The organism is Novipirellula sp. (assembly GCF_041583735.1).
In the GTDB taxonomy this organism is placed as follows: Bacteria; Planctomycetota; Planctomycetia; order Pirellulales; family Pirellulaceae; genus Novipirellula.
The window spans coordinates 1-14,152 of record NZ_JBFHFD010000175.1; the positions used below are offsets into that span (position 1 = coordinate 1).

Consider the following 14,152-nt stretch of genomic DNA (forward strand, 5'->3'; position numbering starts at 1 on the left):
AAGCCCGAGCCGGTCGTCGAAGCCGTTCGCCCCGAACCGGTAAATCCCGAACCGGTAAAGCCCGAGCCTCCGAAACCGGAACCCAAGCCACAGCCACGACGCCCCGAACCCAAACGCGTCAAGTCGATCGTCATCGAACCTGAATACATCGACGATGAAATCGACTACTCGGATCCAGAACCGTCGATCCAGTGGGCATGGTTCGAGCGCGAGCCATCGCGTCAACTTGTCTCTTCCGAGGAAAAACTCGCCTCGGTCGCTCGCAGCGAGTGGACCGAATCGGGCGAAGCTGATTCTGGCGAGGCGATGCCCGAAGAGGTCTGGGACAAGAACAATCCGTGGTGGCGTGCGACGGCTGAGTAGATGCGGACTTGCCGGTCGTCTTCGGCGCAGCGAATGGAGCCTGCTCTAAAAAAGCGATGCGTACAAAGCGATGCGTACATTAAACGTCTGGCCACGGTCAATGAATCGGGACCTCCAGTCTGCCGTCCGCTTTGATCGCGGGAGCGATCAACGACTTTTCGATCGGGCAAGCGAACGTTGAAGCTGTCTGGCGAAAACTTTTGTGATTCTCTCTTTCGCCACGGGTGGGATGCTTGTTAAAGTCGACTCGGCGAATCGGACCATATGGAAATGGTCGAGGCCCGAGTATCACGACTTTTATCAAACAGGCGTCACGGATGATGCGACCACACTGGACAAAGCTGCTTGCTGCGGCACTGGCCGTCACTTTGGCAACCAATTTCCATTCTGCACTGGCTCAGCAAACCGCGCCCTCTTACGCGCAGGACGGCGGCAGAGCGGCGCAAGCTCAAGTCGCTCGCCAGCAAACGCCAGCCAGTACGGCGGCTCCCACGCAATCAGCTCAGCCATTTGCTCCGCTGAACGCGGCTCAACAAGCTCAATTGCAACAACTGCTGCTTGCTTGGCAACAACAGAGCCAAGGGACTCGTACGCTCGATTGCAAGTTCCAGCGTTGGCACTACGACAACCTGGCCGCCCCAGTTGGCCGGCATGCGACTCGCGCCGATGGCGTGATCAAGTACGCAGCACCCGACAAGGGCGTCTTTCGAGTCGATTCGCTGGTCTTCTACAAAGGTGAGAAAGAAGGCAAGCCTATCTATGAACCTCAGGCCGGCCTGTTTGGCGAACATTGGGTGTGCAATGGCAAGCAGTTGATCGAAATGGATCGCAGCCAGAAGCAATGCAAGATCCAAGACCTGCCCGCAGACATGCAAGGGCAACAGATCTTCAACAGCCCGCTGCCCTTCGTCTTCAACTTGGATGCCGCTGAAATCCAACGTCGCTACTGGGTTCGCCAAGTCGCCGCCCCGAACGACAAGATTGTCCTGATCGAAGCTTGGCCCAAGCGACAAGACGATCGTGCCCAGTACAAGATGGTGCAAATCGCATTAGAGAAGGAAACCTTCCTCCCGCAAGCCTTGATCATGTACGCTCCAAACTTCCACGCTCAGAACGCACCGAAGTGGGACCATTATGAATTTGTTGATATGAAGCGAAACGGCGTTGGCAATGCGATCGCCAACTTCATGGACAACTTCATCCAAGAACGCCCACCAGCGGACTGGACGATCTTCCGCGATACGTTCAACCCGAACGCGGAACCCGAAGCTCAGCAAGCTGCAAACCCCAATGGCGGCCAAATCAAGTAAGTCGCTCGCTCGCAGCAACGCATGAATACTAACGAAGCCCAGGATTAAACGTCCTGGGCTTTTTTCGTTTGGTTGCGGAGGACCCGCCTCTCATTACTGCGTGGTAGTGGATCTTGCTAAAGATCCCCATGCAGCAGATGTTTAGCAAGATCCACTACCTCACCCTGAATACAGAATTGCCTAGCGGAGTCAACGCCAGTTTCTTGTGAAACCAGACTTGTTTCACCGGAAACATTTCGCGTACTGTTCATTCTTGCCGCTAATGAAACGCGGCCAGTCTCGAATAGGAATGTGGACACCGTGGGAAGGATTCTTTGCGTGGTCAATCAAAAGGGAGGCGTGGGCAAGACAACCACGGCCGTGAACCTTTCGGCTGCATTAGCAATGTCCGGACAACGAGCGTTGTTGGTCGACCTGGATCCCCAATGTAATGCCACCGGTTCGCTCGGTTTGGAGCCGTCCGATGGCCACGCCATCATCAACCCGGAACCGATCGACAGCAAGATTGTCGAAACCGAGGTCGCGAACCTCTCGATTTTGCGTGGCAGCCGCACTTTGCAAGATGTCGATCGTTTGGCGGATGCCGGCGAGACCGAAACATCGCAGGTTCGCAAACATCTCGATTCGATCATCGATCAATACGACTTTATCTTGGTCGACTGTCCGCCCAGCGTAGGCCCATTGACTCAGACCGCGTTGACGGCCAGCACCGAGGTGTTGATGCCAATCCAATGCGAATACTTTGCGATGGAAGGTCTGACTCAACTAATCCAAACAATAAAGAAGGTCATCGTTGCCACGGACGGCAGACTGACCTTTGGTGGGATCCTATTAACTATGTATGATCCCTACCTAGAACTGACCCGCGAGGTTGACGAAGAAGTACGAGACTTCTTTGGCGACATCGTGTTTGACAGTGTCGTGCCTCGAGACGTTTCGCTGAGCGAAGCCCCGAGCCACGGCCAAACCGTGTTTGAGTATGCACCGCGATCCCGCGGCGCGTTTGCTTATACCCAGCTGTGCATGGAGGTGCTCGAGCGTGACTAGTGCAACAACGAAGGATCGACGTTTAGGTAAAGGGCTCGCCGCGCTATTGGGCACGCCACTGGACGAAGATGGCAATCCCATCCATGAGGCCTCCGATTTAGGCGGTGGCGATAGTGGCGGGGGCAGCGAAAAGAAGGGCGGCGGATCGAAGATCCAATCGCTCGAACTCAAAGTCGACGAGATCCAGAACAACCCGTTCCAGCCTCGACGGGAATTCAATCCCGACGAGATCGCGTCGCTTGCCGAAAGCATCAAGAACCATCAGCAATTGCAACCCGTGCTGGTTCGCATCGTCGATGGCAAATACCAGCTGATCAGTGGCGAACGCCGTCTGCGTGCTACGATTCACGCCGGATTGAAAACGATCCGGGCGGAGGTCCGCGAGGCCGATGATCGCTTGGTCGCCGAATTGGCGATCATCGAAAACTTGCAACGCAAAGACCTGAACCCAATCGAAAAGGCGTTGTCTTTCAAACGCTACATCGACGAGCACAAATGCAAACAGGACGACCTGGCTCGTCGCTTGAGCATTGACCGCAGCACGATCGCTAACTTGATGCGACTGCTAGAGCTCCCCGAGGCGATCTTGGACCTGCTGCAGGCGGGCGAAATCAGTGCCGGCCATGCACGTGCCCTGCTGCCGATCGGTGACGAGGAGGTTCAAATTCGTACCGCTGGCAAAATTATGGAAGACAGCTGGAGTGTACGCGCGACCGAGACGCACGTCGCTGAATTGCTGAAGGCCGAAGAGGACGCCGAGACCGGCAAGAAAATCGTCAACGCGACTCGGCAAAAACGCAAATCGGTTTCGCCACAGATTGAATCGATGCAGCAAGAGATGCGAATGATCTTTGGTACCAAGGTCGAAATCAAAAGCTCGGCTCGCGGTCGTGGCAAAATCACACTGCACTTCTCGGATCCCGACGAATTTGAACGCCTTCGCGCCATCCTGGCCGATGCCGGACAACCGCCGCGACTGAAGGTCGCCGGCTAGGAAGCGGGGAAAGAGAGGGGGAGACAAGGAGAGGGGGAGGCAAGGAGAAGAGGAGAAGAGGAGTTAAGGAGTGGTGAAAACGCAACACTCCCTGTCTCCCACTCTCCCACTCTCCCACTCTCCCACTCTCCCACTCTCCCACTCTTTGCAGTTTCCCGATTGTTTCACGGGTGGTTCCCTAAGTCGGCAAACTGAGCGACACTTTGGCAATGAAATCGATTGCTGAAGACTTGTTGCCTTATCAATCAGGCGAATTGACCATTGGATCGCACACCCTGCGTTTTCTTGATGAAGGCGCGGGCGAGCAGACGCTGCTGTGCGTGCATGGCAATCCGACCTGGAGTTTCTACTGGCGTTCCATCGTCGAGCGGTTCAGCCCTACGCACCGCGTCGTTGCGGTCGACCACCTCGGTTGCGGTCGGAGCGACAAACCGGTTCGCGGACGTAATGCGGAAAAAGGGCAATTCCCCTACCGGTTGGCCGACCACCGCGACAATCTGGTCCATTTGATCGACGCGCTCGACTTGAAGCGGGTCACGCTGGTCGCCCACGACTGGGGCGGGGCGATCGGATTGACGTCGATGCTCAAACGCCGTGACCGACTCGCACGGATCGTTCTTTTAAACACAGCCGCCTTTCCGCCCCCCTATGTCCCATGGCGGATTGCAGCGTGTCGTATTCCTGTTTTGGGTTCCGCCGCGGTGCGTGGGCTGAATGCGTTCGCCGGTGCCGCGATCACCATGGCGATGTCGCGGAACTCGCTGCCCAAGGACGCGGTACGCGGTCTGTTGGCCCCTTACAACTCATGGACCAACCGTGTCGCCAACGATGCCTTCGTTCGCGACATTCCGCTGACCAGCAAGCATCCCACGATGGCAACGCTTCGCCAGCTCGAATCGGATCTGCCATCGCTGGCGTCGGTCCCCTCGCTGTTGGTGTGGGGGATGAAAGATTGGTGCTTCCGTCCAGAATGCTTGCGTCGTTTTCAACAGGTTTGGCCTCAAGCCAAGGCGGTCGAAATTGCTGACGCAGGTCATTACGTGATCGAAGATGCGAACGAGGAGGTGATCGCGGCGATGGCAGAGTTCTTGCAAGCCGAAATGCCTGGCCCTGATCCGGCGGCAAATGCGGTACCGCAGCAGCAACGAGATGGCGATGTCCGCTGATCCATTAGATACATTGCGATTCCAAGTCCGGTCGGTTGGCGACGCCGTTCGCTGGGCCTGCGTGTTGGAGGCGACGGCCCCCAAGGCAGGGAATGTCTTTCCCGGTCGCTCGTTTGGCAATTTGCACTTCGGCGACTTCATCGTTGCTGCCGAGATTGCCGCAGAAGCATTTGCGATGCCGGGCCGCCATTTCAGCGAAAGTGTGCTCGGGGCGGTTCGGCAGACGAGACTTTCCATCGGCTCGAATGTCAATCTTGGCATCCTGCTGTTGATCGGTCCGATCGCCGAGGTCGCTCATCGAGACATCCATTCGGATCTCCAGCCCGGTGTCGCCGCGCTGTTGGAGGGGCAAAACCAAGACGATGCAGCGTGCATTTTCGAAGCGATTCGGTCTGCCTCCGCCGGCGGACTTGGTACGACCCAAGAGATGGACGTTCGCGACGCCGCCACTTCCAGAGGCGACATGATCGCCGCCATGCGTTTGGCGGCCGAGCGAGACTTAGTGGCTTATCAGTATGCCAACGGATTCAAAGACTTATTCGATCGGGTCGTTCCGCTTGTCGATAGAGCGATCACAGAGAGCGGGAGCGTGTTGGGGGGGATTGCGGACGCCCACATTGACCTCCTCGCCGATCACCCCGATACCTTGATCGCTCGAAAATGTGGTTGGGAGATTGCCAAGGCGGTTCAGCAGCGGGCGAGCAAATTGGACAAACGCGACAGCGGCGCAGTTGCAGAATTTGACACCTATCTTCGAAGCGATGGTAATCGGTTAAATCCAGGCACGACCGCCGATCTGATTGCCGCCGCGCTATTCGTATTATTAGTAAGGGCTTAGGTGGACTGCTAAAACTTTGGTGTTGTCGTCGGATATTGGAGGCGACTTTTTCTTACGGCCGAAACTGCAGTTACCTCTCCGCCGACGAAGTCGGGGGAGAGGTGGCAGGAAGCCGGCGCAACGAATAATCACAACAAGCGCAAAGCTCTGGCAATCGAGCACTATCCCAATGCCATGAAACTCGCCTACTTCTCCTTTACACAACATTAGATCCCAGCATGTCCCAAGCCACTTTCCGCGTTGACGTGACCAAAGAGCAGTTCGTTTTTTCGGCGGCTCACTTTATTACCTTTGCTGGTGACATTTGCGAACGGATCCACGGCCATAACTATGCGGTCCGCGCTAGCGTCGAAGGGCCGCTCGACGAGAACCGATACGTTGTCGACTTTATTGCGCTGCGTGATGCCGTGCTGGCTCAGACAACTTTATTAGATCATCACATTCTTCTTCCCGAGCATCATGCGGAGATCAAAGTCACCAGCGATGCGAAGGAAACCACTGCCCGGTTTCGCGATCGCCGCTGGGTGTTTCCCAACGAGGACTGCGTGATCTTGCCTGTCGTGAACACCACGGCCGAAGAGATCGCTCGCGTGATCGCCGAGCGAGTGAGGGAAGCGACTCGCGAAAAATTCGGTGCCGCGCTCAGTTGGATCGAGGTCGCGGTGGACGAGAACCATGGCCAATGGGGTGTTTGCCGTTTGCCTTGGCAAACCGTTTAATGTCTTGGCGAGCGTTGTTTTGAGGGTAGCGGAACACGTCGAGAGTTTCGTCCGGTTACCGCTTCGCCCCTTGGCGGCCGAAAGTCTTGCTGGCTTTCGCTACGTCGCCCCTTGGTGGCCGAAAGTCTTGGCGACGTTCGCTACTGCTGCGTTTTTCGGGGGATGCATAGCCCCATCTGCGAAGCGTTTTACGGGAATTCATGCCGATCCTGCGGCCCTTTTTCCCCGTCAACTGCTACCACCAATACGTCCCCAACCAAAATGCTAGCAGGATCGAGATTCTGAGGGGAACTTGTCTGCTGATCCGCTATTCGCGTCGATACTTCATTGTGTGAGAGGGAAACGCCAAGCCGCTTCACTCTCGCTAGCTCTGTCGTATCACAAGTCAACGTGGTTCGCTGTGTCTGACTTCCGTTGATCAGGGTTACGCACTACTACAAGTCGCTCGCTTTGATCGGCTTGGCCCTAACGCGGCAGTGCTAGCTCAACCTTCCCATACCTAAAAAAAACTTTTGGAGATAACCACGATGCGTCGTGTATTCATTCCCGCTTTGCTAGCCGTTGCCTTCGTCGCTAGCTCCTCGGTCAATGCAAGTGCATTCGGCCTGTTCGACAAACTTTGTAACAAGGGCTGTGACAGCTGTTGTGACGTAGAGCCCGCATGCGGATGCGAAGCCCCTGTTGCTTGCGGTTGTGCTGTTGAGCCAACTTGCGGAGCCGAGCCTTGCTGCGACAGCGGTTGCGGAATCGCTAAGCCAGGTCTTCTGTCACGCTTGTTCCACAAGCACCACGGTTGTGACTCGTGCGTCGAGCCAGCTTGCGGTTGCGAAGTCATCGAGCCAGCTTGCGGTTGCGAGCCAGCTTGCCCACAACAATGTGGCCCAACCTGTGGCGAAAAGGTCAAAGGATTCTTGAAGGGTCTGTTCCACAAGCACCACAACTGCTGTGACGCTGGTCCAACTTGCGGTTGCGAAGTTGCACCTGCTCCTTGCGGATGTGCAGAGCCTAGCTGTGGCGCTGGTTGGTAGTCCAACCGAGTCGACAAGATAGAATGATCGACTAGCCGTTGCATCCCATCCGATAACGCAACGTCCCCCCTAGTCATGCTAAGAAAAAACGAAATCCTCGGCGGCTGCCACGAAAGCCGTCGAGGATTTTTATATGTCTGTACGGAAGCAACCTTCCGTCGGAATGCTGCATTACCGCGTCATTTTAAAGCACACGGAACTCGCGTGCGTGTTTCGGATCAGCTGTCACATGCAACGAAAGTCACGCACGACTTCCGCTTCGAGCGACTCGAATCTTGAGCCCTGAAAAACCAATCGTCCTTTGACTCGGTTTTATGTGAGGGTGTGGACGAGGCGACGAGTTTCTTACGCTCAGCGAATGAAAAGGACTCGTTGCCTCGTCCACTACGTTAGATGATGCACTAGGACGCATCTTGTTTTGAATCGTCTAGCCTTTCGGCCTGTTCGCCCGCCAACCTTTCGATCGTCCAACCAATCGATGCGTAGACGCGGTTGAATTCGGCCACAAAATCCTCGGCGCTCTCGTCCGGAAGCGCGATCGGCCCACTTCCATACCGACCCGATTCCTTGGCGTTCTCGTTGTGAATCACCGCTTGGCATTCTTTGCCTTCGCGTGGACTGCTCACTCGGTTTCTCCTCGCCACACCACCGACGGATGCGGGAACCCAAGTCGTTTGTCGACTCGATTGTACGGCGGTTTGCCTTGTTGGAAACGTTTCAGGTTGACGCATGCCAGATCGACCGTGTCATCGACACGTCGATAGGACTGCGCCCCAACATGGGGTGTGATGATGACTTTGGGATCGTCCCACAACAAACTCGATTCGGCCAACGGTTCGACCTCGGTCACATCCAATCCCGCACCGGCAAGGTGACCGCTCGCTAACGCGTCGACGAGCGCTGATTCGACCACCACGCTCCCTCGCGCGACGTTGATCAGATAGCTGCCCGGTCGCATCTTGCTGATTCGCTCTTGGTCGAACAGCCCTTGGGTGCCCGCGTTCAGCGGCAGCGTCAAGATCACGATATCGCTGACCGCCAATAGTTCGTCCAGCTGATCGGCCGGCAACAACTCGTCCACCTCGTCGGGTTTGTCGACCGGGTAGAAATCGGTGGCGACGATGCGGACATCCCACGGAGCGAGCACTCGCGAGATCATCCGGCCGTTGCCACCCAAGCCGACAATTCCGATTGTCTTGCCTCGCAAATCGTCCGTAGGCAACCGCGTGAAATCGCGTTTCGACTCGGCACGAAAAAACATCGGCAGCGACCGTAGCAGACCAAACAGTAGCGAAAAGGTTTGCTCGGCCACCTGGGGTGCGAATAGTCCCGACGCGCTGCTGACCGGGATATCGGAATCGATCACACCGGGAACCAAGCAATGATCCAATCCCGCCGCAGAGGATTGGATCCACTGTAACCGGTTCGCTTTGAGCACGCGGTCCCAATCGACCGGCACCTTGGCATGTCCGATAAAGATGTCGGCGGTGGGCAATAACTCGTCGATCCGTTCCTGTCCTGCGTTGACGATCTCCGCATCGGGCGCCGCAGATTCGATCTGCTGGATATGTTTTTCAGTCACCGGAAAACAGAGAACGATTCGCATGGCTGTGATAGGCTGAAGGGAAATGAAAGTTGGCGATTGGGAAGTTCACAATCACCCCCCCCCGCACCGAACAAAAATGTCCACCAAGAACTTACCGTCAACCCGCCCACTCACAAAGGTGGCTTGGTTCGCGCTGATTCCTGTCGCGTTCGTGCTGGTCGCGACGCCAGCGACGGGGCACGATTTTTCAAAAGCAGAGATCGATGCCGCATTCACGGTCGCCTCCGCCGGCTTCAGTGCCGACGAAGTAATGATCCAGGATGATCTGAGGAGCCGCTTTCTATCGGAGCTTTCAGGAAGCGATCCGCGGGCCGATGGTTTTGAGCGAGCTGCGCTGCTAGCGCTTTTGCAATTACGCAAATCAGGAAAGTTGACATCCAAGGCGACCCGCCGCGGCATCCCCGTCGACGAATCGATCGTTCCGATCGCCGAAATCGCCGCTCGCGTGGTGATGGATCGCCATCGAATTTCCAGCGACACGCTGCTCGCGGATCCAGCGTTTCGTGAGGAACTCGGTCGCGAAGCCGAAAAAATCTCGCCGGGGACTGACTCCGTCGCGGTCCGTAAAGCCGTCTTGTCGCTGCGAAAACGTCGAGCGCTCAAACCCGAGTTGGTGCTCCGCGTCGCGGATTGGCAGCGAAAGATCGAAACGCATTCGCTTGATTCGCTACAACAGTCTATCGCGTCCGAGGAGATTAGCGACGGACCAGGTATCTATCTATTTCGCACGGCCAGCGGCTATTTGTATATCGGAGAAGCCAAGAATTTGCGTCTCCGGCTGAGCGATCATTTCAACGGCAGTGATCGAGCGACGTTGGCCGAGTATCTCCGCAGCGAAGCGTCGGCCGGAGTGACCGTCGAGCTTCACGTTTTTCCGAGCGACAGTCCAGCCAAGCGAGTCACCGTACGTCGTGCCTATGAAAGCGAATTGATCCGCAGTCGGCAACCGCGACTGAATGTGCGGCCGTGAACCAGCATCGCAGTATTTCGTAGCGGAGCGGGGCACGCTTGGACTGCTAAATCTTCGCTGTTGTTATCGGATAATGGCGGTGACATTATCTTCCGGCTTGTATAGCAGTTACCTCTCCACCGACGAAGTCGGGGGAGAGGTCGAGCACGCCCTTTAGGCGTTGCTCGGGTGAGGGGGCGACCGCGCTATCGGCGAGCAATTCCGGTGCAAACAGCGTTGTCGTCGGCAAGCGACTTGCTCGGTCAGCCCCCTCACCCGAACGTCGCTGAAGGCTCCGTTCGACCTCTCCCCCAACGAAGTTGGTGGAGAGGTGGCAGAAACCGGCGCAACCAAAAATCACAACAAGCCCAAAGTTTTGCAGCCCAACGCCATCTACTTTGGTAGCGGAACCGTGCGAGCTGTCCGGTTGCGGCGTGAAATAACGTTCGAAATTTAGCGGGCGGCTTGCGCCGCACCGCTAACAAGGCGGTTGAAAACTTAACGCCTCCAAACCACGGTCACTGCTAATTCACCAGCGCCGAATTCATGCCGTAGGCGAACAAGGTTTCTTTGAGCTTTTCCATCGACGCATCGTCCAGCGTGGTCATTGGCAATCGCAATTCGCCCGAGTCGCGGCCGACCATCATCATGGCCGCCTTTAGCGGGATTGGATTGGTCGACAATCCGAGCATGTTCTGGCACAGAGCGAACAATTTGTGATGCATTGCCATCGCTTTAACAAAATCGCCACTGGCAGCCGCATTTACCAATTCGATCATATCCCGCGGCACCAAATTCCCTACCACCGACACAATCCCTTCCGCACCGACGCTCATCATCGGCAACGTCAACGAATCGTCTCCACTCAAAACGGTCAAATCGGTGGTGCCGACGATTGCCGAGCATTGATCGAGTTTTCCGGTCGCCTCCTTGACCATCGTGATCCCGTCGACCTCCGCCAAACGCTGGATGGTTTCCACATCGATCTCTTTGCCACAACGGCCGGGGATGTTGTAAACGCAAACCGGGATGTCGACCGCTTCGGCGACCGCTTTGAAGTGTTGGAAAAAACCTTCTTGCGTCGGCTTGTTGTAATACGGAGCAACCTGCAGCGTTGCATCGGCTCCTTCGGCTGCCGCTCGCTTGGTCAATCGCAGTGCTTCGGCGGTACTGTTGCTGCCGGTGCCGGCCATCACTTTGGCGCGTCCGGCCACACACTGAATCACTTCGGCAATGACTTTTTCGTGTTCGTCGTGCGAAAGCGTAGGCGATTCGCCAGTCGTTCCGACGGGAACAATACAGCGGGTGCCAGCTTCGAGTTGGAATTCGACTTGTTCTTTCAGACGAGGGTAATTCACCTCACCATCGGTGAATGGCGTGACAATCGCGACCGAAAGGCCAGCAAAATCAGATCCCTTTCGTGGGCGGGTCTCAAAAGTCATATTGGAATCGCGTTCTTGGAATTGGAGGTGCGTCAGAGCTAATGACACGTGTCACCGGCTTTGGTTCAGCTGAAAACCTAGTGTTTCGCCCCCTGATTCGTCAAGCGTCCCGGCTTCGATTCACGGTGAGTCGGGTCGCTCGCAACGCGGTAAATGCGGTGTCAAATGCCGCTCGACTTCGTTTCGCCAGATTCAAAACAGTCCACGATTTTGCTGCCGATCGCTAGCGACGCGGTTGCCGCTGGCGAGGGGGCATTGAGCACGTGGATCGCATGTTCGGTCGTCTCGATCAAAAAATCATCCACCAACTCTCCCTCAGGCGTGACCGCTTGCGCCCGAACACCGGCACGGCCGGGGCGCAAGTCGGATGCACGGATCGAGGGGATCAGTTTCTGCAGTGCCGAAACAAAGGCCGTTTTTCGCAGCGAGCGGTGGATCTCGCCCGCCCCAGTTCGCCAATGCTTGCGGGCTAATTTCAGGAATCCGCCGTAGCGAAGCGTTTCGAGCAAGTCAGCGGCGTTGAGCGTCCGCCAATCGTAACCGTGCCGCGACAACGCCAGCACCGCATTGGGCCCGCACTCGACACCGCCATCGATCATCCGTGTGAAATGGACCCCCAGAAACGGAAACGACGGATCGGGAACCGGATAAATTAAATGGTGACACAGATGCTCGCGCTCGGGCACGAGATCGTAATACTCGCCGCGAAACGGGACAATCTTCACCGTCGGTCGCCCACCGGCCATTCGCAAAATGCGGTCGCTCTGCAGCCCCGCACAATTGATCATGCGTCCACAGTGGATGGTCTGATTCTTCGAATCGGTGATCGCCACCGACGACGAAACCGTTTCAATTCGTTTCACCTTGAACGACAACACCACATGCCCGCCGCCTCGTAAAATTTGCTGCCGCATCGCCTCGCATACTTTGGCGTAGTTCACGATCCCCGTCTCAGGCACATGCAGCGCCGCGACTCCCGCGACCGAAGGCTCGATTTCGCGAAGTGCATCGGTGTCGATGCGGTGATATTCCACTCCGTTTTCCATTGCACGCTTCGCAATCGCATTTAATCGCTCGGCCTCGATTGCATCCGTGGCAACCACTACCTTGCCACAACGGTCCCAGGCAATTTGGTGCTCGTCGCAAAACGCTTCCATCAACGCTTTGCCGCTGCGACACGTGATTGCTTTCGCCGATCCCGGCTTGTAGTAAATCCCCGAATGTAAAACGCCCGAGTTGTGGCCGCTTTGATGCGCTGCAACATGCGATTCCGCTTCGACAACACAGACCGCGAGCGATGGGTGTCGCCTGATCAACGTCGTCGCCGTCGCGAGCCCCACGATCCCGCCACCGATGATGACCACGTCGCAGGTACCGGGGGGCGAAGCGTTGCGATTCATTGAGCAATCTACTTTCGATGCTTGAACTAGTTTCGGGGCTAGGGCTAGTGTCGGGGCTAGGGATGTGACATTCATGAAGATTCGAAATTGGGCCACGATTTACGTCGGCATGCCCGCCAAAAACGGATAGCCCGCAAAATCATGACCGAATGACTCGGAAATACGAACAACCCCACGTCACTAGGGTGCGGGAATCCGCAATCCGACCTTATCGAGCCTGTCCGGGTTTGTCGTTGCCGATTTCGTAACATAGGTTTCGATTGATCCATTGTGTCAACGAGGCAAATTTTACCTCGTTTGAGACGCTGCGTCTGCGAAACGCCATCAACGTACTCTCAAAGTCCGGTTTTGAGCAGTGATGGTAACTCTATTGATTCATCGGGAATTGACGGCAAATGTCACGATCAGAAACGGTCGAACTACCTCTAGAAAAATTGTGCGCTGGGGCGACGTGTGGATATCCCATTCTCAGCAAGGAAGGGGTATTGTTGCTCGGTTCAGGAACGCACATCACCCCGACGATCGTAGCCCATCTGCAAGAGCAAAACGTTGACGTCATTGCGGTCCACCCTAACGATATTGCGGAATTAACCGGTAAACACCTGCGACGTGGCACCCTCGAAGAATCGTCGCAAAGCAAGCCCAAGTTCTCAGGCGTCTGGGAAGAGGCGTTGCCGCTGAAGGATTTGCTTGTCGATCGCCATGACCAACCTTTGAGCAGCGAACGGACGGAGGAATTAAACAAGTGCATGAGCACTGCGAAAGCGAGGTTCGAACAAATCAACCACGCCCTGCAGACTCGCGACTTTGATTCCATATCGCCGCTGACTGCCACCTCGGACTCGTTCGCGCGTTCGATGATCGACGATCATGATCAAACGATTGGCGAGATCGGGGCGGCGAGCAACGATGTCGCTCTGGAACGTCGCTCGGTACAAATGGCAGTGATGGGGATGGCGGTCGCCATCGAAATGGGGCTGGATGGTCCCACCGCGCTGGAGATTGGCTTGACAGGATTGCTGCATGACATCGGTTTGTACGTGCTGGATCCAAAATTTCGTGACGCCACCCAAAAACTCTCGCATTCCGAGCGATGGGAATATGAAAAGCATCCCGTGATTGCGTTTGATTGTGTCGCGGCAATTCCGGAGACCCCATCGTCCGTTCGGATCGCAGTGCAACAAGTGCACGAGCAATACGATGGATCGGGGTTCCCCCGTGGGTTGCGGGGAGCCCGGATTCATCAATACGCACGAATCTTGAATGTGGTCGATGCCTACATTCAACTGA

The 14,152-nt window shown here is 56.2% G+C and carries 12 protein-coding genes and 1 pseudogene; 9 read left to right on the forward strand and 4 right to left on the reverse strand.

Annotation, left to right across the window (positions count from 1 at the left end; translation table 11 throughout):
• The 7 genes and pseudogenes from ABX962_RS14805 to ABX962_RS14835 all read left to right on the forward strand — a co-directional run.
• Positions 1 to 363, forward strand: a pseudogene (locus ABX962_RS14805) (hypothetical protein); the annotation flags it as partial.
• A 317-nt stretch (positions 364 to 680) separates the two neighbouring features.
• The gene (locus ABX962_RS14810; protein ID WP_372720687.1) at positions 681 to 1,673 is read left to right on the forward strand and encodes a TIGR03009 domain-containing protein; all 993 of its coding nucleotides are present in this window, start codon (positions 681 to 683) and stop codon (positions 1,671 to 1,673) included.
• A gap of 300 nt (positions 1,674 to 1,973) precedes the next feature.
• On the forward strand, positions 1,974 to 2,720 hold the full coding sequence (locus ABX962_RS14815; protein ID WP_372720689.1) for a ParA family protein: 747 nt from the start codon (positions 1,974 to 1,976) through the stop codon (positions 2,718 to 2,720).
• Positions 2,721 to 2,766: 46 nt separating this feature from the next.
• Positions 2,767 to 3,714 (forward strand): ParB/RepB/Spo0J family partition protein, encoded by a 948-nt coding sequence (locus ABX962_RS14820; RefSeq protein WP_372720709.1) that lies wholly within the window; start codon positions 2,767 to 2,769, stop codon positions 3,712 to 3,714.
• A 209-nt stretch (positions 3,715 to 3,923) separates the two neighbouring features.
• Positions 3,924 to 4,880 carry an alpha/beta fold hydrolase gene (locus tag ABX962_RS14825; RefSeq protein ID WP_372720691.1) on the forward strand — a complete coding sequence of 319 codons (957 nt, stop codon included), beginning with the start codon at positions 3,924 to 3,926 and terminating at the stop codon, positions 4,878 to 4,880.
• Complete coding sequence (locus tag ABX962_RS14830) at positions 4,870 to 5,718, forward strand: triphosphoribosyl-dephospho-CoA synthase (protein WP_372720693.1); 849 nt, start codon at positions 4,870 to 4,872, stop codon at positions 5,716 to 5,718. Before ABX962_RS14825 ends, ABX962_RS14830 begins: the two co-directional genes overlap by 11 nt.
• A 218-nt stretch (positions 5,719 to 5,936) precedes the next feature.
• Positions 5,937 to 6,437, forward strand: coding sequence for a 6-pyruvoyl tetrahydropterin synthase family protein (locus tag ABX962_RS14835; RefSeq protein WP_372720695.1), 501 nt, complete (start codon positions 5,937 to 5,939; stop codon positions 6,435 to 6,437).
• Between the two features lie 1,429 nt (positions 6,438 to 7,866).
• Here ABX962_RS14835 and ABX962_RS14840 read toward each other — a convergent pair.
• Both ABX962_RS14840 and ABX962_RS14845 read right to left on the reverse strand, forming a co-directional pair.
• On the reverse strand, positions 7,867 to 8,091 hold the full coding sequence (locus tag ABX962_RS14840) for a hypothetical protein (RefSeq protein WP_372720697.1): 225 nt from the start codon (positions 8,089 to 8,091) through the stop codon (positions 7,867 to 7,869).
• Complete coding sequence (locus ABX962_RS14845; protein WP_372720699.1) at positions 8,088 to 9,071, reverse strand: D-2-hydroxyacid dehydrogenase; 984 nt, start codon at positions 9,069 to 9,071, stop codon at positions 8,088 to 8,090. Before ABX962_RS14845 ends, ABX962_RS14840 begins: the two co-directional genes overlap by 4 nt.
• A 118-nt stretch (positions 9,072 to 9,189) precedes the next feature.
• On the opposite strand from ABX962_RS14845, the gene ABX962_RS14850 reads away from it, so the two are divergent.
• A complete protein-coding gene (locus ABX962_RS14850) occupies positions 9,190 to 10,041 on the forward strand; it encodes a GIY-YIG nuclease family protein (protein WP_372720701.1) in 852 nt (283 codons plus the stop codon).
• Between the two features lie 503 nt (positions 10,042 to 10,544).
• Here ABX962_RS14850 and dapA read toward each other — a convergent pair.
• Both dapA and lhgO read right to left on the reverse strand, forming a co-directional pair.
• Positions 10,545 to 11,462, reverse strand: coding sequence for a 4-hydroxy-tetrahydrodipicolinate synthase (gene dapA / locus ABX962_RS14855; RefSeq protein ID WP_372720703.1), 918 nt, complete (start codon positions 11,460 to 11,462; stop codon positions 10,545 to 10,547).
• Between the two features lie 161 nt (positions 11,463 to 11,623).
• Complete coding sequence (gene lhgO, locus ABX962_RS14860; RefSeq protein WP_372720705.1) at positions 11,624 to 12,862, reverse strand: L-2-hydroxyglutarate oxidase; 1,239 nt, start codon at positions 12,860 to 12,862, stop codon at positions 11,624 to 11,626.
• A 395-nt stretch (positions 12,863 to 13,257) separates the two neighbouring features.
• Here lhgO and ABX962_RS14865 point away from each other — a divergent pair.
• Positions 13,258 to 14,152: HD-GYP domain-containing protein (locus ABX962_RS14865; protein ID WP_372720707.1), on the forward strand; the 895-nt coding region annotated here is incomplete at its 3' end.